This is a genomic window from Streptomyces lydicamycinicus (assembly GCF_000829715.2).
Taxonomy (GTDB): domain Bacteria; phylum Actinomycetota; class Actinomycetes; order Streptomycetales; family Streptomycetaceae; genus Streptomyces; species Streptomyces lydicamycinicus.
The window spans coordinates 254,247-275,703 of the sequence record NZ_BBNO01000005.1; the positions used below are offsets into that span (position 1 = coordinate 254,247).

Genomic DNA, 21,457 nt, shown 5'->3' on the forward strand with positions numbered 1-21,457 from the left:
GCCGGCCGCCCGGGGACTCCGGCTACGACGCCGGCGGCGTCCAGTCGGGCCGCCGGCCGCTGAGCGCCACCACCTGGTCGAGGAGCGGGGCGTCCGCCGCCACCGCCACCGGCGGCCCGAACGGCCCGCGCTCCCCACCCTCGGCCGAGGGCGCCAGCAGCGCGTACGAGACCCCGAGGCTCGCCGCGTCGGGTGCGTACTCCTGGCCGGTGGCACGCGCCAGGTCCCAGCCGTGCAGCACCAGCTCGTTGAGCGCGATCCGGCCCGCGATGGCCGCGGGCAGCGTCACTCCGCCCGCCTGGGTCTCGCCCTCCCAGGCCTCCGGCGCGTGCCAGGCCTCCGTCATGCCCACCAGATTCCGGTCCAGCTCGGCGCGCCAGCCGGACTCCACATCGGGCACCGACGCATCAGGGGCGGTGTCCGTCATCACCCCGAGGTTCTTGCGCGCCGCCTCCTGGAAGGCCGCGGTCAGGCCGACGAGGTGTCCCAGCAGATGGCGCACCGCGTACGCCTCGCACGGCGTGGGGGCTTCGAGCTGCTCATCGGCGGTCCGGGCCGCGAGCTGCGACACCAGCCGGGCCTGCGTCGCGAAGTCGATCGTCTCGGTCATCGTCCGGGTCCTTCCGTCCTGCCGGTGCGTGCTGCCGGGCCGCCACCGGTCGGCCGGCCCACACGCGCTGCCACTCCCAGTGAAGACTCCACCGGCCCCCGGAACTCATCGCCACACCGCGGCCCGGCCCTGCCTGGGGCTGTCCGGCGGAGCAGGGACGGGCTCAGGGGCGCCGGTGGTGACGGGGGCCGGCGCCTCAGCCGTCGGTCAGGGTGCGGCCGAGGAGGGGGAGCAGGCGCTCCCAGTGGAGCTGCCTTGCGGCGGGGTCGAAGGCGTCGGTGTCGGCCATGGTGAAGCCGTGGACGGTGCCGGGGTAGATCTCGGAGGTGTGGTCGACACCCGCCGCGTCCAGGGTCTGGTTGAGCTCGCCGAGGGCCTCGGGCGTCATGTCGGATGCCGCGTGGCCGAGGTAAACCTGAGCGGTGATTCCGGCGAGGCCGTCCGGCCCGTCGGCTGCCACGGGGCCGTGGAATCCGGCGACGGCCGCCACCTGGCCGGGGTGGGCCGCGGCGGTCCGCATCGCCAGGAGGCCGCCTATGCAGTAGCCGGTCACCGCGACCGGGCCGGTGCTGACCTCGGGCCGGGTGGTGAGGAACCGGAGGTAGGCGTCGGCGTCGCGCAGGACACGTTCGGTGGTGTGCGCCTCGATCAAGGGCATCAGCCGGGCGAAGACCGCGGGCCGGACCTCTTCTCCGATGTGCTCGGGGAGTTCGATCACCGGTGCCGGGCCGTGCCGGTAGAAGAGGTTGGGGACGAGCACGTAGTACCCGTGCCCGGCCAGTTCGCGGGCCATCTCCGTCAGCACGGGCCGGATGCCGAAGCCGTCCGCGTACATCAGCACCCCTGGGTGCCGCTCGCCGTCGTCGGGGAAGGCGGCAAGGGCGTCGGCCTGGCCGTCCGTGGTGGGAATCTGCAACATCGTGGTGGGAATAGCGGAGCTTCCTTCCTTGGGGTTCACCGCATAAACGTTTACTGCACTAACGTTTTCGGCGTGAGGACGGTACATCGTTAGTGGGACTAACGCAATGACTAGAATGGGCGTCATGACCAGAGCCGAAGCCGCGGACCGGTCCGACGACGGAGCGCGCCAGACGCCCGCCAGGCTGCGTCGACGGGCGAGCCGGCTGCTGTCGCAGCTGACCGCGCGGTCGGACCGGCTGATCAATGAGGGGCTGGCCCGGGTCGACGCCCGCAAGTGGCACTACGCCGTGCTCGCCTCGCTGGTGGAGTACGGGCCGGGCAGCCAGGCGACGCTGAGCCGGCGCACCGGCATCTACCGCAGCGACATGGTCGGCGTGCTCAACGAACTGGCCGAGCATGGCCTCGTCGAGCGGGTGCCGGACCCCGACGACCGGCGCCGCAACATCATCACGATCTCCGCCCGGGGCCGCCGTCGCCTGCCCCGCCTCGACAAGGTCCTGGACGACCTCCACGACGAACTGCTCGCGCCGCTGAGTCCGGCCGAACGCGACCAGCTCGTGCGGTTGCTCACCCGCTTGCTGGACCACCACACCCGGGCCTCCTGACCTCGGGTAGCGGCATCCGGCAGCAACGCCGTCCGGGGCGCTGTTGCCCCGGTGGTCTCCTGCGTCCGGCGTGTCCGGGGCATGCCCCTACTCCGTATACCGCTCCCGCAGCACCGTCTTGAGCACCTTGTTCAGCGGCCCGCCGCGCGGCAGCTCGCCGACGGTCTCCAGTTGCTCCGGCAGCTTCTGTGTCATCAGCCCGGCCGCCCGCAGATGCGCGGTCAGCCCGTCCAGGGTCAGTGGCGGGGCGGCCGGATCGGCCGGCGTGACCACCGCGCACACCCGCTCGCCGCGCTCCCGGTCCGGCAGCCCGATCACCGCGGCCTCCGCCACCGCTGGATGGGTGCGCACCAGCTCCTCGATCTCCTGTGCGGACAGGTTCTCGCCCTTGCGGATGATGATGTCCTTGAGCCGCCCGGTCAGCACCAGATGCCCGTCGGGGCGCAGATACCCCAGGTCACCGGTGCGGAAGGAGCCCTCGGCGGTGAATGCCTCCGCGGTCAGCGCCGGATCGGTGTAGCGCCGGAACAGCATCGGGCCCTCGACCGTCACCTCACCGCTCTCCCCGGCCCCGGCCTCGGTCCCGTCCGGCCGGACGATCCGCACCCGCGCGCCCACCACCGGCCTGCCGACCGTCCGCGCGAGCTGCTCGTCGCTGTCGTACGGCGTGCCCATCGCGATCATCGGGCACTCGGTCATCCCGTATCCGTGCACGATCGCGCACTCCAGCTCCCGCCCCGCCGCCGCATACAGCTCCGGTGGCATCGGCGCCCCGCCACCGGACAGCAGCCGCAGCGACGGAATCAGCCGCCCCGCGTGCGGCAACTGCTGCCGGTAGCGGCGCGACTCGTCCAGGAACGCCTGGTAGAACGCGGTGCTGCCGCCCGCCATGGTGACCCCGTGCCGCCGGTAGACGGCGGCCGCCCGGCCCGGCTCGAAGGTGTCCAGGATGACCGCGGGAAAGCCGCTGACCAGCATGGCGATGACATAGTCCGGACCGGCGATATGCGCGTACGGAAAGGCGATCGAGCCGATGTCGTCCGCGGACATGCCCAGCGCGGTGGCCAGCCCGACGCCACCGGCGATGAGGGACGCATCGGTGTGCTCCACCCCTTTGGGGGCGGAGGTGGTGCCGGAGGTGTAGTAGATCCAGGTGGTGGCCCCGTCCCCGCCGGCCGACGCGGCGGGCAGCCCGGCCGGGTCCGCCGTCGGCAGCCCGTCCCCGACCGGGAGTACCCGCACCCCGTCCCCGGCGAGCTTCCGGACCATCGCGGTGTGGTCGAACCCCCGCCACACGCCCGGTACGAGCACGAACTCCGCCGCCGACTCCGCCAGGATGAAGCCGACTTCCCGCTCCCGGTGCAGCGGAATCACGGGCGTCTGCACGGCCCCCAGCCTGGCCAGCGCCAACGACGCGATCACCGTCTCGACCCGCGACGGCAACTGCCACGCCACCCGCGTCCCGGCCCCGACCCCCATCTCCCGCAACCCGGCCGCCACCCGCAGCGCCTCGTCCCGCACGCCGTCGAAGGTGACCGACCGCCCGTCCCCGTCGAAGAACATCGGCTTCCCGCACGAGACCCGCGCGCGGTACTCGACCAGTTCCCAGAGCGTCCGTATGCGGGCGGGGTCGAACATGGGGCGCCTCCTGGCTGCTGGCAGGGCAGATGAGTGCCGCGGCACTGTAGCACCGGAACTGACGGAAGGTCAGATGCGCGTCAGGAGAGAAATGTGGCGGCGACGGCTGATCCGTCACGCACCAGCCCAGGGGGAAACAAAGCACAACGGGGCCCGAGCGTCAGCCCGGCCCCCGCTCTGTGTCACGCGTCGCATCGAGCGCCAGCGGCCGAGGCCCTGTGCGATATGCCGGGTGTGCTCCGTGGCCCGATCAGGGCATGTGGTTGTCCAGCGGCGACAGCGGAGTTGCCAGCGATATCGCCTTGGAGTGGTCGGCCTGGGCCGCGAGGGAGTGCGGCGGGCCGGGTATGTGGTTGTCGGCCGTGGCGGGCAGCGTAGCGACGCCCAGTGCGGCCAGTGCGATACCGGCGACGATAAAGGCCTTCTTTGTGTGGGTCATTCCAACTCCTCGGAGAAGGGGAAGGGTTGATGTTCCCGAAACACGCTAGCGGTAATTGCAGGCAGATGTTCGATCATCATGGAAATGCGAGAAATATCGCCAGTTTTGCTGCGGAAGGCAAAAACGCCGCAGGGGCCGGTTTTTGATGGCATCCCCTCCGCGCCATCGAAACCGGCCCCTGCGATCCCCCGAATACCCCCCCGTTGGTTTAACGGGCCCTCACTCGGAGTCATAGTGAACGGGCGTCAGTCCTTCTGGGAAACGCCGTTCCCCGGAGTGGGCTGGTGATTGTCGTCCGCCAGGGGCGTGGCGATCGGCTGGTGGTTGTCCATGGGCTTGAGGATGTCCCGGTCCTCGGACTTCTTCACCTGCGTGCCGACGCCGGCCCCGCTGATGGGCTGGTGGTTGTCCATGGGCTTGAGGACATCCCGGTCTTCGGACTTCTTCACCTGCGTGCCGACGCCGGCTCCGCTGATGGGCTGGTGGTTGTCCATGGGCCGGATGATGTCCCGCTCACCTGGGACGGCGGTCTTGTTGTCGGCGTTCACTTGGATCAACTCCTGTGTGGGCGCTTACTGCTTGGTCACCCGGCCGGCGACTCCCCCGTGGGTCGCCGGACGGGCGTAGCATGGCCGCTCACGATAACTCCGCGGCCTGGGCACCGAGCCGCTTGCCCCCCGAGGCGGCGGATCGATGTTGATAAGAGTGGCCCGCCGCGATGAACGATCGATAAACGTCGGAGTCCACCGCCGGGTGAACGCGCTTATGCGACCACGGTGGGCGAGAGAAGTGCCTGCACAGCGGTGCCGTCAGAAGAACCCAGGCGCTCGAACGTAGCCAGCGCTTCCTGCCAGCACACCCTTGCACGGCCGGTCTGCCCGAGGGCGTGCAGGGCGCGCCCCAGAGTGGTCAGGACCGTGGCGCGCCAGGAATCGCCACCGATGCCGCGCAGTGCGGTCAGCGCCTGTTCGGCATGGTTGGCGGCGGTGGCGGGCCGGTGGGCGGCGAGCTCGACCTCGGCGAGCCGGAAGTTGGTCATCCCTTCCCAGAAGCGCTGCCTGCTGTCCCGGAAGATGGCCAGGGCGGCGGTCAGCTGCTCGGTCGCCTCTTCCAGGCGCATGGCCTGGGTGTATGCGAGAGCGAGGGCGTACATACCGTTCGCGAGCCGGCGCTTGGCCCCCAGCCGGCGGTATATCGAGAGCCCCTCTTCCGCCAGCTCGATGGCGCTGTCGACGCGCCCGGTGTCCAGATGGACACGGGAGAGATTGCACAGGGCGCTGGCTTCGGCCTGCTGGTTCTTGTCGTCGCGGAAAGCGGACAGGGCCTGCCGCAGATAGCCCTCCGCGTCGGCATGCCGGTGCTGCGCGTTGGCGATGATGCCGCGGTCGTTGGGGGCGGACGACGAGACGTAGGGGTCCTCGGAGGCGAGGCCGAGCAGCATGGCGGACTTGGCGTTCTCATCGGCCTCGTCCAGGCGTCCCGACAGCGTGCGGACATACGTGAGCGCCAGGTGGAAACGCGCTTCCGCGTGCTGGTCCTCGGCCTCCCGGGCGGCCGTCAGCAGCGTGACGTTGGCCTGCTCGTACTGGAGCGCGTCGGCACCGGATTCGGCCAGGTCCTTGGTGAGCAGTAGCAGATCGGCGGCCCGCCGCAGGGTGTCCGGGCTGCTGGACTGCCGGGCACAGGCGAGCAGGCATCCGGCCTCGTTGAACAGCCATTCCAAGGCCGCCGCCCGGTCGGCGAAGACGAGGCCCGGGTAGTTGGTGCTCTCCATGTGGTCGATCAGACGGTCACCCGGACGTTCGAGCGCGTACATCCGTGCGGCGGTCGCCAGATAGAAGTCCAGCAGCCGGGAGATCGCCATGTCCCGCTCCGACGGCGGGTGTTCATCCCGCTCGGCGCACGCACGCGCGTAGAGTCGCACCAGGTCGTGGTAGCGGTAGCGCCCCGGTGCGGCGGACTCCAGGAGCGAGCTGTCCACGAGGGATTCGAGGAGTTCCTCGGTGTCGTCGGCGTCCATGTCGAGTACGGCGGCGGCCGCGGCTAGCGAGATGTCCGGGCCGTCCGCCAGCCCCAGCAGTCTGAAGGCACGGGCCTGCGCGGGCTCCAGCTGCTTGTAGCCCAGCTCGAAGGTGGCCTTCACGGCGAGGTCGCCGGCCCGCAGTTCGTCCAGGCGGCGGCGCTCGTCGCCGAGCTTGCGGGCCAGGATGGACACCGTCCACGTACGGCGGGCGGCCAGCCGGGAGGCGGCGATACGGATGGCCAGCGGGAGGAAGCCGCAGGCCCCGACGACGGCCATGGCGGCCTGCCGTTCCGAGGTGACACGTTCCTCGCCGACGATGCGGGTGAAGAGCGCGAGCGCTTCTTCCGGACTCATCACGTCCAGATCGACGAGGTGGGCACCGGCCAGGTCGATCATGCGGGCGCGGCTGGTGATCAGGGCGGCGCAGCCCTCCGTGCCGGGCAGCAGCGGCCGGACCTGGGAGGCGTCCCGGGCGTTGTCCAGGAGGGCCAGCACCCGGCGGCCGGCCAGGATGGAGCGGAAGAGGGCCGAACGCTCCTCCATGCCATCAGGGATGGAGGCGTCGGGCGTCCCCAGGGCGCGCAGGAAGGCGCCGAGGACGGCGACCGGTTCGGAGGGGTTGTGACCGGCGCCCTGGAGGTCGACGTAGAGCTGTCCGTCGGGGAAGTGGTCGCGGGCGGCGTGGGCGACATGCACGGCGAGGGTGGTCTTGCCGACGCCACCGATGCCGGTCAGGGCCGAGACGGCCATCACGCTGCCCTCGGCGGTGGCGAGCTGGTCGCCGAGCTCGGTGACGAAGGCGGCACGGCCGGTGAAGTCGGCGACCGTGGCCGGGAGTTGTTGCGGGCGCACCACCGCGGGTTCGGTGGGGTCGGTGTCGAAGCTGACGGCGGGCGCGTCCAGATCCGGGTCCGCCCGCAGAATCCGCTGCTGGAGGTCGGAGAGCGAGGCGCACGGATCGACCCCCAGCTCGTCCGCGAGCAGCCGGCGGGTGTCGGCGTACACCGCGAGCGCCTCGGCCTGCCGTCCGCTGCGGTACAGCGCGAGCATGAGCAGTTCGCGCAGCCGCTCGCGCAGCGGGTGGGCGGCGGTGAGCGCGGTCAGCTCGGACACCGCGTCGGCGTGGCAGCCGGCTTCCAGTATGAGTTCGAGGCGGGATTCCGTGAGGGACAGCCGCCACTCGTCGAGCCGGGTGCGCTGGGTGTCGGCGTACGGGCCCGCGAGGCCGGCCAGTGGTTCGCCGTCCCACAAGGCCAGTGCCTTGTCGAGGAGTTCACGGGCGCGGCTGCGGTCGCCGGCCGCCCGGGCCTTCTCCGCCTCGGCGGCGTACTGCTCGGCGTGATCGTGGTCGAGGTCCAGCGGGCGGCCGTCCACCGGGCGGATCGCATAGCCGCCGGACTCGCTGACCAGGGTGTCGGCGTCGTCGCCCAGGGCTTTGCGGAGCCGGGAGGCGTAGGTGCGCAGCGCGGCGAGCGCGGCATGCGGCGGCTCATCGCCCCAGAGGGCGTCGACGAGTTCGGCCGCGGTGGCGGTGCGTCCGCCGCGCAGCAAGAGCGCGGCGAGCAGCGCCCGCTGCTGCGGGGAGCCCGCTGCCAGCGATGTTGCGCCGCGCCAGGCCCGTACGGGACCGAGCACGGTGAAGCGGAGCCGCTCCCGCCCCGGACCGTCGTCCATGGTGCCCCCCTGCCGTGTGTGGCATCTGTTCACGCTGTGCGCACTACCTCGCTGTGTGCAACGGCCAGTCTGCCTTGTCGCGGCTGCTTACGTCAGTAGGGGTCCGGACCGTCCACAAAGCCTCCTCGGACGATCGGTGACGGAGGCGGGGCGGCGCAGGGCAGGGGCGCGGAGCTGAAGCTTCCGTGCGCCCCCGGGCGTTCGGCATGCCTGCGCACTAGCTGACGCGTCGTCAGATCGGCGCTACCGTATCGCCATGGAGACCTTCCCGAAGATCATCTCGGTGGACGACCACACGGTGGAGCCCCCCAACGTCTGGCGGGACCGGCTCCCGTCGAAGTACCAGGACACCGGCCCGCGCATCGTCCGGGCGCCGGTGAAGGAAATGAGCTTCGTGGGCGGAAAATTCGCTCCAAAGATGGGTGCCGTCGGTGACGACGGGCCCATAGCCGACTGGTGGGTATATGAAGATCTGCACCGTCCGCTGACCCGCCTCGACACGGCCGTCGGCTATGCGCGTGACGACATCAAACTCGAAGGCATCACCTACGAGCAGATGCGGCCGGGCTCCTTCAGCGTGCCCGATCGATTGGCCGACATGGATGTCAATCATGTCCAGTCAGCGCTCTGTTTCCCCACTTTTCCTCGTTTCTGCGGCCAGACGTTCACGGAGGCCAAGGACCGCGAACTGGGGCTGCTGGGAGTGCGTGCCTACAACGACTGGATGGTGGAGGAGTGGTGCGGCCCGCAGGCGCGGGGGCGGCTGATCCCGCTCGGGCTCATCCCCCTGTGGGACGCCGAACTGGCCGCCGCGGAGGTGCGGCGCAACGCGGCCCGCGGCGTCCGGGCCGTCTGCTTCAGCGAAATCCCGCCCCACCTGGGGCTGCCCAGCATCCACACCGACTACTGGGATCCGTTCCTGCGCGCCTGCGACGAGACCGGCACGGTCATCGCCATGCACATCGGCTCGTCCAGCAAGATGCCCTCGACCTCCGCCGACGCCCCGCCCGCCGTCGGCTCGACGATCACCTTCGCCAACTGCTGCTTCTCGATGGTCGACTGGCTGATGAGCGGAAAGTTCGACCGCTTCCCGGACCTGAAGATCATGTACGCCGAGGGGCAGATCGGCTGGATCCCGTATGTCCTGGAGCGCGCGGATGTGGTCTGGGAGGAGAACCGCGGCTGGGGCGGCGTCGCCGACAAGGTCCTCCGCCCGCCGTCCGAACTCTTCACCGAGCACATCTACGGCTGTTTCTTCGACGACGCCTTCGGCCTGCAGAACCTGGACGCGATCGGCGTGGGGAACGTGCTGTACGAGACGGACTACCCCCACTCGGACTCGACCTGGCCGAAGTCGAGGGAGGTCGGCGAGTCCCAGATGGGGCACCTGACGCCGGACGTGGTGGAGCGGATCGTCCGGGGGAACGCGATCTCGCTGCTGGGGCTGACGGGGGAGGGGCTCTGGGGGCCGTCCGCTCCGAGGCAGGAGGTGTGACGGCGGGGTCAGGTGTGTCACGGGGGCGAATGCCCCTGCCCGGCTGCTGTCAGTCACAGGTGGGCCGGGACGGCGGGGTGGTCCCCACATAGCGGCGCCATTCGGCGTCGGTCAGATTGCGGTCGGCGATCCTGCAGAGGCCCTCGATCCAGGAGTTCACCGAGAAGTCCCAGGAGAGGACCTCGCCGCCTTCGGTGGCTGTCCACAGGGTGCCTGCGTTGTCCACCGCGAAGCCGGTGTGCTCCCCGATGCCGCCGTTCCCGGACATCGTGTTGAGCGGGATGGGAATGTCGGGCCCGCCCAGCCGGTCCCCGGTGTCCGCGTCCCACCGGGTCAAGGCGCCGCTGTCGGTCAGGGTGAGGACCGTACGGCCGTCCGCGCTCGCGGTCACCCGGGCCCCGTTCGGTTCGTCGCTCCGCCAGCGGAACCGCTGTTCGTCCAGGTCCCAGCGGGCGAAGGTTCCTCTGCTGCCGTCGAGGAACAGGGAGTGTCCCCCGCCGGCCAGTGCGAGCGCGTTCACCTTCTCGCCGTCCAGGCGAACCGACTGCATTTTCCGGCCGGAGCCGACGTCGTAGAGGTCGACGGCACCCTTGGTGTTCTCCACGGCGGCCGTCCGGCCGTCGTCGCTCAATGAGGAGAGCAGCCCGCGCTGAGGGTCGGCGGTACCGCGTGGTACCGCGATCCGGGTGCGCTGCGCGGACGGGCCGGCGACATGGACGGCCCCGTCGTCCGTGGTGATGACCAGGGAGCCGTCCGCGTGCGGGGCGATCATGACGGGGTCCCGGTAGTCGTCCTGCCGTCCGGAGAAGGTCACGGTGTGCCGTTTCACCAGGCGGGTGTCCTGGATCTGCCATGACTGCACCTCGCCGCCCAGACCGGCGTACAGGGTCCGGCCGTCGGGGCTGAAGGCGAGCGCGTCGTAGAGGAGGGTGTCCCCGCCCACGAGCGTGCCGCGGCGCTTCGGGCTCCAGACGTGCAGCCCGGTTTCCTTGTCGAAGGGGTCGTCCTGCATGCGGTTGCTCCAGGCGACCTGGCCGTCCGGGCCGGCGGCCAGCGCCGGGCTGTGGATCATGGTCTGGTCGTCCGAGAGGGGCAGGCCGTGTGGATGAGCCGTCCGGGAAGACTGCTGGAAGTTCCACAGCGCGACCGTCCGGCCGTGTGCGGAAGCGAGCCTGTCGCCCGTGTCCGAGAACTTCAGCAGCGAGGGGCGGCCGACACCGGTGAGCTTGCGGAGCTGGCCGGAATGCTCTTTGGTCTGCGCGTCGGCCACCGTGATGCCGGACGCGGTGCCCACGGCCATCCGGCCGTTGTCGGACAGCGCCAGCAACCCGGCTTCCTCGTTGGGGAGCGTGGGGAAGTCCGGGCAGGTGCCGGCGAGGGACTCGTGGCCCTTGACCTTCGGCAGTCCGCCGCTGATGAACTGCCCGAATTTGAGGTAGCCGAAGCAGTGGCCACCGTTGGAGACGGCCGCCACGGCCTGGCCCGCGGGCAGCGAGAACTGATCGCTCTCCAGGACCGTGCGCAGCTCCGGCACGGTGTACAGGGCACCGCCACCCACCCCGTCGCGCACCAGAAGGTGGGAGTCGACGTTCTGGAAGACGGTCACCTTGCCGGAGTGCCCGCGGCGCTTCGCACGGACCATCTTCCCGCTCTCCTCGTACAGTGCCACCGTGCCGGCCTCGTCCACGACGGCCAGCTGTCCCGCCATGCCGAACCCCAGCGAGGAAACGCCCTTCGGCTGGGGAGCGAGCCGCCGCAGTGTCCTGCGCGTCAGGTCATAGACCCCCACATTGCCCTTGCTGTCCCCGGCGGCCAGCCGCTTCCCGTCCTGGCTGAAGCCCACTGCCGTGATACGGCCCGGCAGCGAGCTCCGGGCGCGCAGGGCGCGGCCGTCGGCGCGCCACACCGCCACCGCACCGCCCTCGTCCCCGACGGCGACCGCCTTGTCGTCCGTGCTGAAGGCGAGCGCGCTGATGTCCTCCGCGCTCGACATCATGCTCACCAGATGCGGGCTGTCCGTGGAGAGCCGGTTCAGCGTGGCGATGGCCTCTGGTGACTCCTGCATGCGGTACGCCTCGATCGCCAGCAGCGATGCCAGGCGCAGATTTCCGTCCTTGAGGTTCAGGGCGGTCGCGGCCAGCTGCCGGGAGGTCGCCAGCCGGGCCTGCCGCTGGGCCTCGTCCCGCTGCTGGACGGCGTTCACCCAGCCCAGGCCCGCTGCGACGGCGAGAGCGGTGATGACGGCGAGCGCACCGCGCACGAGCCGCTTCGTCCTGCGCTGCCGGGTGACGTCCGCACCGATCAGATCCTCTTTGGGGCGCCCGTGCAGCGGGGCCGCCAGGTCGGCCACGCATTGCTGGAAGCGCGAGTCCCGCAGTGAGCCGGGATCCTCTTCCGACATCCAGCGCAGATCGACCCACCGTGGCTCGTCGCTGAACATCCCCGCCATGGTGCGCGGCAGGCAGGTGGTGTGCTCCCAGTCGAAGTCCCCTGCCCCGTGGTCCCACTTCAGCTCGCCACCGGTGACGACGATGAGCATCCGCCGCGCCCCGAGGCCGGCGCGCCACCAGTTGATCTCCTTCTGCACCCAGTCCGAGTCGGCGGACCTCGGGCAGGCAAGCAGGATGAAGGCGCCGGAATCCGCGAGATGACGCTCGATTTCGGGCCACAGCCCCGGGTTCGCGGACAGCGAGGCGTTGTCGAGGAAGATGCGCAGCGCGCGTAATTGCCGCCAGCTGCGGCGCGCGAAATTCTGGAGCCCTCGCCGGAGATGATCGGCCTTGGCACTGTCGGCCGCATGGCTGTAGGAAAGGAAGGCGTCGTATCGGTGGGTGTGCTGCGAGACGTTCTGACCAGCCATTCCGGTTCCCCCGTCGTCAGGTCGGGCGCGGGCCACCGCGCGTCCCCGTCGCCGCATCATCCACATCGTCGGGAAGGGTGGCAACGGCGCCTTGGCGCAGTGAAGTTGGCGTCACCGCACCCGTCCCGCCCTCGTCCCGGTCCCCTTCCCTGAATGCCGGGATGACCCCGTCGATCGGCTCTACACTTCTTTCGTATTTCGGACTCATGTTGCGGGATGCGAGGGGGCGGGCTGCGGTGAGCGAGGGACAAAGACTCAACGAAGCGGATTTTCCGGCGGTGTTCCGGTCGGCGGATGCCGCTTCTCTTTCGGGGCAGCGCCGCCATATGTGGGGTACGAAATGGCGGTTGGTGCTGGCGATCCTGGCCGCCGTCTGCGCGGTGTCGAGCAAGGACGCCGCGGTGGCGGTGGTGCTCCTGGCCTTCTTGGCGACCGTCTACTTAGAGGTGTGGATGCTCGCGGAGCGGCCGGAGCGCGCCTGGTACGACGGACGCGCCCTGGCGGAGTCGGCGAAGACGCTGTCGTGGCGGTACGCGGTGGCGGGCGAGCCGTTCCCGGCCGCGCTGCCCGCGGACGCCGCGGACCGCAGGTTCCACGAGCGGCTGGAGGTCCTGCTCAGGGAGGCGCCGGTCGACAGCATCGTCCCGGTCGGCTCGATGGCCGCCACTCCGGCCATGGGCGAGTTGCGCCGCAGCTCGTTCGCGGTCCGTAAGCAGGCGTACCTCACCGAGCGCATCGCGGACCAGCAGCAGTGGTACGGGACCAAGGCGGCCATGAACATCGCCCTGGCCCGTCGCTGGCGGATCGGCCTCATCGTGGTGGAAGGGCTGGGTGTACTCGCCGCCGTGCTGCGCCTGATGGAGGTCATCGACTTCGATCTGCCCGGTGTGCTGGCGGCGGTGCTGGGTGCCGGGGCCGCCTGGTTCGCGGTGCGGCAGTACGAGTCGCTCGGCCGTGCCTACACCTTCGCGGCGACCGAGCTGAGCATCGTGCACCAGCGGCTGTCCGCGACCCATGAGGAGTCGGACTGGACGCAGGAGGTGGCCGACGCCGAGGAGGCGATCAGTCGCGAACACACCATGTGGCGGGCCTCCCGGGGTGCCGTGTAGTCGATTGCCTCAAAGCGCCACCCTTGCCTGATGGTCCGCCAGGCACCACGATGTCCCGCGCAAGCTATGTGACGATGCGTCAGGTATAGCTGGAGGGGCCTGTGGGCGGCGAGCGTGATGGGGTGTGGCGGCCGGCGGACGGGCGGCTGGTGTACGGCATGCAGTTGCCGGTGCAGTCGCAGAGCACGCTGTTCGCGGAGTGCTGGGAGGCGGCCGCGGGGCCCGCCGATCTGGTCGAGATCGCGCGGGTGGCGGACCGGTGCGGGTTCGCGTATGTCGCCTGCTGTGAGCATCTCGCGATCCCGCGGCGGCTGGCCGAGGCGATGAGCACCGTCTGGTACGACCCGGTGGCCACGCTGGCGCATCTGGCCGCCGTGACGGAGCGGGTCCGGCTGCTGAGCCATGTCGCGGTGGCCGGGTTGCGGCATCCGCTGATCACGGCCAAGCAGTACGCGACGCTGGACCGGCTCTCCGGCGGGCGGCTGATCCTCGGGGTGGGCGCCGGGCATGTGGTGGAGGAGTTCGAGGTGCTCGGGGTGGACTTCGGGCGGCGTGGGGCGGTGCTGGACGAGACCGTGGACGCGCTGAAGGTGGCGCTGGGGCCCGAGGAGTTCCCGGAGTTCGCGGGGGAGCGGTTCGCGTTCGAGGGGCTGGGGCAGGCGCCGCGGCCGGTGCAGACGCCGCGGCCGCCGATCTGGGTGGGCGGCTCCTCGCCCGCCGCCGTACGCCGGGCCGCCGAGCGGGGCGACGGCTGGCTCCCGCAGGGTGACCGGCGCGAACAGCTGCCCGGCCAGATCACCAGGCTGCGGCGGCTACGGGAGGCGGCCGGAATCGAGGAGCCGGTCGTGATCGGCACCATCGCCGAGCCGCTGTACGTCGGCGAGCCGGGGTGGGCGGTCGGCCGGCGGACGCTGTCCGGGGCGGCGGAGCGGATCGCGGACTCGCTGCGGGAGTACCGCGCGATGGGTGTGCAGCAGATCCAGGTGCGGTTCCGCAGCCGGAGCCGCAGTGAACTGACCGATCAGATGGTGGCGTTCGGCTCGGAGGTCGCGCCGCTGCTGAACGGCTGACGGCCCGGACGGGCGCAGGGCAACTCACCAGCGGAGGAGTGCGGGTATGGGCAAGCTCGACGGGCGGGTCGTCATCGTCACGGGTGCGGCGCGTGGGCAGGGGGAGCAGGAGGCGCGGCTGTTCGTCGCGGAGGGCGCGAAGGTCGTGCTCGGCGATGTGCTGGACGCGCAGGGTGAGGCGCTCGCCAAGGAACTGGGGGAGGCCTCCGCGCGGTACGTCCCGCTGGATGTGACGCGGGAGGCGGACTGGCAGGCCGCGGTCGTCGCCGCCAAGGACACCTTCGGGAAGATTGACGGGCTGGTCAATAACGCCGGGATTCTGCGCTTCAACGAGCTGGTGTCGACGCCGCTGGACGAGTTCCAGCAGGTGGTGCAGGTCAACCAGGTCGGCTGCTTCCTGGGGATCCGTACGGTGGCGCCGGAGATCGAGGCGGCCGGCGGCGGCACGATCGTCAACACCGCGTCGTACACGGCGCTGACCGGGATGGCCTTCGTCGGCGCGTACGCCGCGACCAAGCATGCCGTCCTCGGGCTGACCCGGGTCGCCGCGGTGGAGCTGGCGGCCAGGAAGATCCGGGTCAACGCGGTGTGCCCGGGGGCGGTGGACACCCCGATGACCAACCCGGCCGCGCTCGATCCGGCCGTCGATCCGGCCGAGTCCAAGCGGGCGGTGGACGAGCTCTACCAGAAGCTGGTGCCGCTGGGGCGGATCGGGCAGCCGGAGGAGGTCGCCAAGCTGGCGCTCTTCCTGTCGTGCGAGGACTCGTCGTACATCACCGGGCAGCCGTTCGTGGTCGACGGCGGGTGGCTGGCGGGGGTCAGCATCATCTGACGGCACGTCAGGCGAGTGCGTGACGGCTCTTGACGCTCTCCGGGCGCGGTGGAACAGTCGGCTCATTGAATCTGACGGTTCGTCAGATCTAGCCACAGGGACGGTGAACCTCCGTGGAATTCGGGCTCTTTGTACAGGGATATGTGGGCAAGCGGGCCGAGACCGACCCGCTCGCGGAGCACAAGGCGCTGATGGAGGAGACCGAGTACGTCATCCAGGCGGACAAGTCCGGCTTCAAGTACGCCTGGGCGTCCGAGCACCACTTCCTGGAGGAGTACTCGCACCTCTCCGCCAACGACGTCTTCCTCGGCTATCTGGCCCATGCGACCGAACGCATCCATCTGGGGTCCGGGATCTTCAACCCCCTCGCCCAGGTCAATCACCCGGTGAAGGTCGCCGAGAAGGTCGCCATGCTCGACCATCTCAGCGAGGGCCGCTTCGAGTTCGGCAGCGGGCGGGGCGCCGGCAGCCACGAGATACTGGGGTTCCTGCCGGGCATCACCGATATGAACCACACCAAGGAGATCTGGGAAGAGACCATCGCCGAGTTCCCGAAGATGTGGCTCCAGGAGGAGTACCCCGGGTTCCAGGGCAAACACTGGCAGCTGCCGCCGCGCAAGATCTTCCCCAAGCCGTACGGGGCCTCGCACCCGGCGATGTGGTACGCGGCCGGCTCGCCGACCTCGTACGCCATGGCGGCGAAGAAGGGCCTGGGGGTCCTCGGCTTCAGCGTGCAGAAGGTCTCCGACATGGAGTGGGTGCTGGAGCAGTACAAGACGGCGATCCGGGACGCCGAGCCGATCGGTGACTTCGTCAACGACAACGTGATGGTCACCTCGACCGCGATCTGCGCCGAGACGCACGACAAGGCCGTGGAGATCGCGGTCAACGGGGGACTCAACTACCTCCAGTCGCTGGTCTTCCGCTACCACGACACCTTCCCGCGGCCCGAGGGCATCCCCGAGTGGCCCGAGCTGCTGCCCGACTACACCACCGAGATCATCGAGCTGCTGATCGCCGAGGAGCTGATGATCTGCGGCGACCCGGACGAGGTGCTCGGGCAGTGCAAGCGCTGGGAGCAGGCCGGCGCCGATCAGCTGAGCTTCGGGCTGCCGATCGGGATCTCGTACGAGGACACCATGAACACGGTCAAGCTCATCGGCGAGCACGTGATCCCGAAGATCGACACCGATCCGGTGCACCGCACGACCCGGTTCCGGCAGGCCACGGGCAGCTGAATTCCGCCGAGGGGAAGGGGCGCACACCGTGCTCGACCACCTGATCAAGGGCGCGACCGTTGTGGACGGGACGGGCACGCCCTCGTACACCGCCGATGTCGGCCTCCGCGACGGCCGGATCGCCGTCATCGCGCCGTCCGGCACCGTCACCGAGGAGGCCCGGAGCAGCGAGGACGCCACCGGGCTCGTCCTCGCCCCCGGCTTCGTCGATCCGCACACCCACTACGACGCCCAGCTCTTCTGGGACCCGTACGCGACGCCCTCGCTCAACCACGGGGTGACGACCGTGGCGGGCGGCAACTGCGGGTTCACGCTCGCCCCGCTGAACCCGGAACGGCCCGCCGACGCCGACTACACCCGCCGGATGATGGCCAAGGTCGAGGGCATGTCCCTGGTGGCGCTCGAAGAGGGGGCGCCCTGGTCGTGGAGCTCGTTCGGCGAGTACCTCGATGCCCTGGAGGGGCGGATCGCCGTCAACGCGGGCTTCATGGTGGGGCATTGCGCACTGCGTCGCCATGTCATGGGGGAGGACGCCATCGGCGGGCAGCCGACGCCCGAGCAGATGGAGCGGATGCTGGCGCTCTTCCACGAGGCGATGGCGGCCGGGGCGTGGGGCTTCTCCACCACCCAGTCCGCCACCCACTCCGACGGGGACGGCCGGCCGGTCGCCTCCCGGCACGCCGCGCCGGCGGAGCTGCTCGCGCTGTCGCGGGCCGTCGCCGAGCACGAGGGCACCCAGATCGAGGCGATCGTGGCCGGCTGCCTCGACCAGTTCAGCGACGCCGAGATCGAGCTGCTCGTCGAGATGAGCGCGGCCGCCGGGCGCCCGCTGAACTGGAATGTGCTGACCATCGACGCGGCCGTGCCGGAACGGGTGCCACGGCAGCTGGTTGCCGGCGAACGGGCCCGGGAGGCCGGCGGCCGGATCGTGGCCCTGACGATGCCGATCCTCACCCCCATGAACATGTCCCTGGGCACCTTCTGCGCCCTGAACCTGATCCCCGGATGGGGCGACATCCTGGGCCTGCCGGTCCCCGAACGGATCGAGCAGCTCCGCGACCCCGCGGTCCGGGCCGAGATGCTGCGGCGCGCGGACAGCAAGGAGGCGGGCGTCTTCCGGCGGCTCACGCACTTCGGCCGCTATGTCATCGGGGACACCTACTCCGCGGCGAACGAGGGCCTGACCGGCCGCGTCGTGCGGGACATCGCGGCCGAGCGCGGCCAGGAGCCGTTCGCGTGCCTGGTGGAGATCTGCGCCAACGACCAGTTGCGGACCGTCCTGTGGCCGATGCCCACCGACAACGACCCGGACTCCTGGGCGCTGCGCGCCGAGACCTGGCAGCACGAGGACGTCATGCTCGGCGGCTCGGACGCGGGCGCGCACCTGGACCGGATGTGCGGCGCCCCGTACACCACGCGCTTTCTCGGCGACTGTCTGCGGGGCCGGAAACTGATGGGTCTGGAACAGGCCGTGAAGATGCTCACCGACGACCCCGCCCAGCTCTTCGGGCTGCGGGAGCGGGGCCGCATCGAGGAGGGCTGGCACGCCGATCTCGTGCTCTTCGACCCGGAGCGGATCGACGCGGGCAAGGCCACCCTCGTCCACGATCTGCCCGGCGACAGCCCGCGTCTGGATTCCAAGGCGATCGGCATCAACGCGGTGTGGGTCAACGGTGTCGAGACGATCCGCGAGGACGTGGTGACCGGCGCGGTGCCGGGGACGGTACTGCGGTCGGGGCGGGACACGAGGACGGTGAGCACGAAGTGAGGGGCGTGACGGGCGGGGTGCTGGTCCTGGGGTGGGGCGCGGACGAGGTGGCGGTCGTGGGGTGGGGTACGGGGCGGGGCGCGGCTGAGGTGACGGTTGTGGAGCGGGGTGCGGGCGGGGTGTCGGTCGTGGCGCGAGGCAGGGGTGAACGGCCGCTCGTGGGGCGGGCGCCGGTGGCGGTGAGCGTCAAGTGAGCTCCGCACGACAGCTGTTCATCGGCGGGGAATGGGCCGAGCCCGACGGCGGCCACTATGAGGTCATCGACCCGGCGACGGAGGAGGTCGTCGGGCTCGCGCCCGAGGCGAGCCGGGAGCAGGTGTACGCGGCGGCGTCCGCGGCAGCCGAGGCCTTCCCCGCCTGGTCCCGTACGCCACCGCAGCGCCGCGCCGCGATCCTCGACCGGGCCGCGGAGGTGATGCAGCGCGACTTCGCAGCACACGCCGAGGTGGCACAGGCGGAGAGCGGCGCGACGACCGGCACGGCGCGCGGTATGCAGGTCGCGGTGGGGGTGGCGCGCTTCCGGCGGTATGCGAAGGGGGCTGTGGAGCCCGTGGAGCAGGGGCTGCCGCCGCAGATCAACGAGGCGGGGCCGATGGGGAAGGCCGGCGTGGTCGGTGCCCTGGCGGTACGGCAGCCGGTCGGCGTCGTCACCTGCATCACCTCGTACAACAACCCGTGGGCCAACCCTGCGGGCAAGATCGCCCCGGCGCTGGCGATGGGCAACACCGTCGTGGTGAAGCCCGCCCCGCAGGACCCGCTGTCGGTCTACCGGATGGCCGCGGCGCTGGCCGAGGCCGGTGCGCCGCCGGGGGTCGTGAACGTCGTCAGCGGAGCCTCCCCGGCGGTCGGCGCGGCGGCCGTGGACGCGCCGGACGTGGACATGGTGAGCTTCACCGGCTCGACGGCCGTCGGACAGCGCATCGCCGAGGTGTGCGGCCGCGGGATGAAACGCCAGCTCATGGAGCTGGGCGGCAAGGGCGCCGCGGTGGTCTTCGACGACGCGGACCTGGACTCGGCGGTGGCCGGCATCGGCACGACCTACTCCTTCTACAGCGGACAGATCTGCACGGCGCCGACCCGGGTGCTCGCCCAGCGAGGCGTGTACGAGGCGCTGGTGGAGCGGCTGACGCGGTACCTCGGGCGGCTGACGGTCGGTGATCCGCGCGCGCCGGGCACGGTGGTCGGGCCGGTGATCTCGGCCGCGCACCGCGACCGGATCGAGTCGTATGTGGAGCTGGGCCGAAAGGAGGGCGCCCGGGTCGTGGCGGGCGGCGAACGGCCCTCCGCGCCCGAGCGCGGCTTCTATGTCGCGCCGACGCTGCTGGCCGACTGCACCCCGGACATGCGGGTCGTACGGGAGGAGATCTTCGGCCCGGTCGTGGTCGTCCTGCCCTTCGACGAGGAGGACGAGGGGATCGCCCTCGCCAACGACAGCGACTACGGGCTGATCGACTACGTCTGGTCCGGCGATATCGCCCGGGCCTTCCGGGTGGCCCGGCAGCTGCGGGCCGGCGGGGTCGGGGTGAACACGGTCGGCCGGAACATGGAGGCGCCGTTCGGCGGCTTCAAGAAGAGCGGGGTGGGGCGCGACGTGGGCTCGTACGCGCTGCATGCGTACAGCGAGCTTCAGGCGATCGTCTGGCCGGGGTGAGCGGGGCTGGGGTGAGTTGGGTCGGGGTGAGTTGGGTGGAGTGAGCGGGGCCGGGGTGAGTTGGGCCGGGGTGAGTGGGGCCGGGTGGTGCTGACCGTCGGCAGGGAGACTCACGGGCTCCTCCGACGGGCGGTCAGTGCGCCCCACCCGTCCTGTCGGTCCCGCCACTCCCGCCAACCCCGCGACGGCGCCCCGGACTACGCTGCTCTGATCGTCACGCCCCGGGTCAGGAGCCGGCTGGGCCGGAGACCGAACATCGCATGGAATGCGCTGCTGAAATGGGAGGGGCTGGCGAACCCCGCCTCCACGGCCGCCGTGCTCAGATCCGGCCAGGTCTCCAGCAGAAGCGCCACCCGCAGCATGCGCGTCCACAGGCGGTAGCGGCGGAAGGTCGTCCCCGTCTGGGCCCGGAAGAGCCGGAGGAACGTCGATACGGACAGGCCGGCCTCCACCGCCAGTTTCTCGGCGGAGAGCTGCTGCCCCGGGTCCTCCGCCAGCCGCAAGGTGGCTTGCCGGATCCGTGGGTCCCTGGCCTCCGTGCGGTCGTCCGGACCGGCGAGGTCCAGCCAGCGCAGGGCGGCCGGAAGCGGGGTGCTTCCGTCCATCCGCGCGGCCAGCCGCGTGAGCGGGAGTTCGTGGCCGTGCCCCCGGGCGAGCTCGGCGCTCCCGCTCATCATCCGACGGCACGCCCGCTCCCGTGGCGAGGCGGGGTCCAGGTAACAGAACGCCATCCGGCTCCCGTGGGGGAGGATCCGGTGCCGAACCCGGGCCGCTATCAGTGCGGTACGGGCGACCTGGCGGGTGCCGTTCTCCAGCTGGACCGTGAACTCCTCGTCCACACCGACCGCCAGACAGCTCACCGAGCCGGAGTGGAGGTCCAGCGCCAGGGACGGTCCCACGTACAGCGCCTGACCGGGCCACAACCACAGCGCAGCCGGAGCACCGCACGTTTCTGAAAGCGGCACTGATGGCATGCAGGCATGCTAGCCAGCACTTCGACCACCCTTCCCACCCTTTGGAATGACACATGTGGCTCGACCGCGTCACCACCGCTCTGCTCCTCCTCGTGGGCTTGGTGAACCTCCTCCCCGGCCTCGTCGCGTTCGCGCCGTCGCAGATCACGACGGCGTACGGAGTTTCGGCCGAGGGTCCCGGCTCCGCCGACCTGACGGTGCTGCTGCGTCACCGGGCCGTCTTACTGGGGCTCGTCGGACTCGCCCTGCTCTGCGCGGCGTTCGTCCCGTCCTTCCACCTCCCTGCCGTCACCGCCGGAGCGATCAGCATGGGGTCGTTCCTGTTGCTCGCCTACTCCACACCGGGTCTCCACAGCGCCACGATGCGCGTGGCCCGCATCGACACAGCGGCGATCGTGGCACTGGCCGTCGCCGCCCTCCTCATCTTGCGGAAGATCGCCTGAGCGTCCTGTACGGGGCGGGAGCCGGGGCTGTTGCGGTGCGAGGGCGCGCCGCGTGCGTCGCCGCGCGCCGCTTCCTGCCGCCGAGGCACGCCGGGCGCCGCTCGCCG

Annotated in this window: 17 protein-coding genes; 9 read left to right on the forward strand and 8 right to left on the reverse strand. The window is 70.8% G+C overall.

The window, feature by feature from the left end:
• Positions 1 to 22: 22 nt before the first annotated feature.
• On the reverse strand, positions 23 to 610 hold the full coding sequence (locus TU31_RS18870; RefSeq protein ID WP_042156069.1) for a TIGR03086 family metal-binding protein: 588 nt from the start codon (positions 608 to 610) through the stop codon (positions 23 to 25).
• Positions 611 to 806: 196 nt separating this feature from the next.
• Entirely contained in the window at positions 807 to 1,529 is a 723-nt protein-coding gene (locus TU31_RS18875) for a dienelactone hydrolase family protein (RefSeq protein ID WP_107070717.1), read from the reverse strand.
• A 124-nt stretch (positions 1,530 to 1,653) separates the two neighbouring features.
• Here TU31_RS18875 and TU31_RS18880 point away from each other — a divergent pair, with 124 nt between their 5' ends.
• Positions 1,654 to 2,136 carry a MarR family winged helix-turn-helix transcriptional regulator gene (locus TU31_RS18880; RefSeq protein WP_042156626.1) on the forward strand — a complete coding sequence of 161 codons (483 nt, stop codon included), beginning with the start codon at positions 1,654 to 1,656 and terminating at the stop codon, positions 2,134 to 2,136.
• A gap of 87 nt (positions 2,137 to 2,223) precedes the next feature.
• On the opposite strand, the gene TU31_RS18885 is transcribed toward TU31_RS18880, so the two are convergent.
• From TU31_RS18885 to afsR, 4 genes are all read right to left on the reverse strand, one after another.
• The gene (locus TU31_RS18885) at positions 2,224 to 3,774 is read right to left on the reverse strand and encodes a class I adenylate-forming enzyme family protein (protein WP_042156071.1); all 1,551 of its coding nucleotides are present in this window, start codon (positions 3,772 to 3,774) and stop codon (positions 2,224 to 2,226) included.
• A gap of 250 nt (positions 3,775 to 4,024) precedes the next feature.
• Complete coding sequence (locus TU31_RS18890) at positions 4,025 to 4,213, reverse strand: hypothetical protein (protein WP_042156074.1); 189 nt, start codon at positions 4,211 to 4,213, stop codon at positions 4,025 to 4,027.
• Positions 4,214 to 4,458: 245 nt separating this feature from the next.
• On the reverse strand, positions 4,459 to 4,761 hold the full coding sequence (locus TU31_RS18895) for a hypothetical protein (protein WP_042156076.1): 303 nt from the start codon (positions 4,759 to 4,761) through the stop codon (positions 4,459 to 4,461).
• Between the two features lie 215 nt (positions 4,762 to 4,976).
• Positions 4,977 to 7,910, reverse strand: coding sequence for an SARP-family global regulator AfsR (afsR, locus tag TU31_RS18900; RefSeq protein ID WP_042156080.1), 2,934 nt, complete (start codon positions 7,908 to 7,910; stop codon positions 4,977 to 4,979).
• A gap of 256 nt (positions 7,911 to 8,166) precedes the next feature.
• On the opposite strand from afsR, the gene TU31_RS18905 reads away from it, so the two are divergent.
• Positions 8,167 to 9,405 (forward strand): amidohydrolase family protein, encoded by a 1,239-nt coding sequence (locus TU31_RS18905; RefSeq protein WP_042156081.1) that lies wholly within the window; start codon positions 8,167 to 8,169, stop codon positions 9,403 to 9,405.
• 49 nt (positions 9,406 to 9,454) lie between these two features.
• Here the strand turns inward: TU31_RS18905 and TU31_RS18910 are convergent, their stop codons facing one another.
• The gene (locus TU31_RS18910; RefSeq protein WP_042156082.1) at positions 9,455 to 12,265 is read right to left on the reverse strand and encodes a TIR domain-containing protein; all 2,811 of its coding nucleotides are present in this window, start codon (positions 12,263 to 12,265) and stop codon (positions 9,455 to 9,457) included.
• 206 nt (positions 12,266 to 12,471) lie between these two features.
• Between TU31_RS18910 and TU31_RS18915 the strand changes: the two genes are divergently transcribed.
• The 6 genes from TU31_RS18915 to TU31_RS18945 all read left to right on the forward strand — a co-directional run bounded on the left by TU31_RS18915 (position 12,472) and on the right by TU31_RS18945 (position 19,933).
• Complete coding sequence (locus TU31_RS18915) at positions 12,472 to 13,374, forward strand: DUF4231 domain-containing protein (protein WP_042156628.1); 903 nt, start codon at positions 12,472 to 12,474, stop codon at positions 13,372 to 13,374.
• A 158-nt stretch (positions 13,375 to 13,532) separates the two neighbouring features.
• Positions 13,533 to 14,444, forward strand: a complete 912-nt coding sequence (locus tag TU31_RS18920; protein WP_042156631.1) for an LLM class F420-dependent oxidoreductase — start codon at positions 13,533 to 13,535, stop codon at positions 14,442 to 14,444.
• Between the two features lie 46 nt (positions 14,445 to 14,490).
• Positions 14,491 to 15,276 carry an SDR family NAD(P)-dependent oxidoreductase gene (locus TU31_RS18925; protein ID WP_042156084.1) on the forward strand — a complete coding sequence of 262 codons (786 nt, stop codon included), beginning with the start codon at positions 14,491 to 14,493 and terminating at the stop codon, positions 15,274 to 15,276.
• Positions 15,277 to 15,389: 113 nt separating this feature from the next.
• Positions 15,390 to 16,514 (forward strand): LLM class flavin-dependent oxidoreductase, encoded by a 1,125-nt coding sequence (locus TU31_RS18930; RefSeq protein ID WP_042156086.1) that lies wholly within the window; start codon positions 15,390 to 15,392, stop codon positions 16,512 to 16,514.
• 28 nt (positions 16,515 to 16,542) lie between these two features.
• Complete coding sequence (locus tag TU31_RS18935; RefSeq protein WP_042156088.1) at positions 16,543 to 18,282, forward strand: N-acyl-D-amino-acid deacylase family protein; 1,740 nt, start codon at positions 16,543 to 16,545, stop codon at positions 18,280 to 18,282.
• Positions 18,283 to 18,472: 190 nt separating this feature from the next.
• Positions 18,473 to 19,933, forward strand: coding sequence for an aldehyde dehydrogenase family protein (locus tag TU31_RS18945; RefSeq protein ID WP_042156093.1), 1,461 nt, complete (start codon positions 18,473 to 18,475; stop codon positions 19,931 to 19,933).
• A gap of 197 nt (positions 19,934 to 20,130) precedes the next feature.
• On the opposite strand, the gene TU31_RS18950 is transcribed toward TU31_RS18945, so the two are convergent.
• Entirely contained in the window at positions 20,131 to 20,832 is a 702-nt protein-coding gene (locus tag TU31_RS18950; protein ID WP_245698596.1) for an AraC family transcriptional regulator, read from the reverse strand.
• 128 nt (positions 20,833 to 20,960) lie between these two features.
• Between TU31_RS18950 and TU31_RS18955 the strand changes: the two genes are divergently transcribed.
• Positions 20,961 to 21,350, forward strand: a complete 390-nt coding sequence (locus tag TU31_RS18955) for a hypothetical protein (RefSeq protein WP_042156096.1) — start codon at positions 20,961 to 20,963, stop codon at positions 21,348 to 21,350.
• The last annotated feature ends 107 nt before the right edge of the window (positions 21,351 to 21,457 follow it).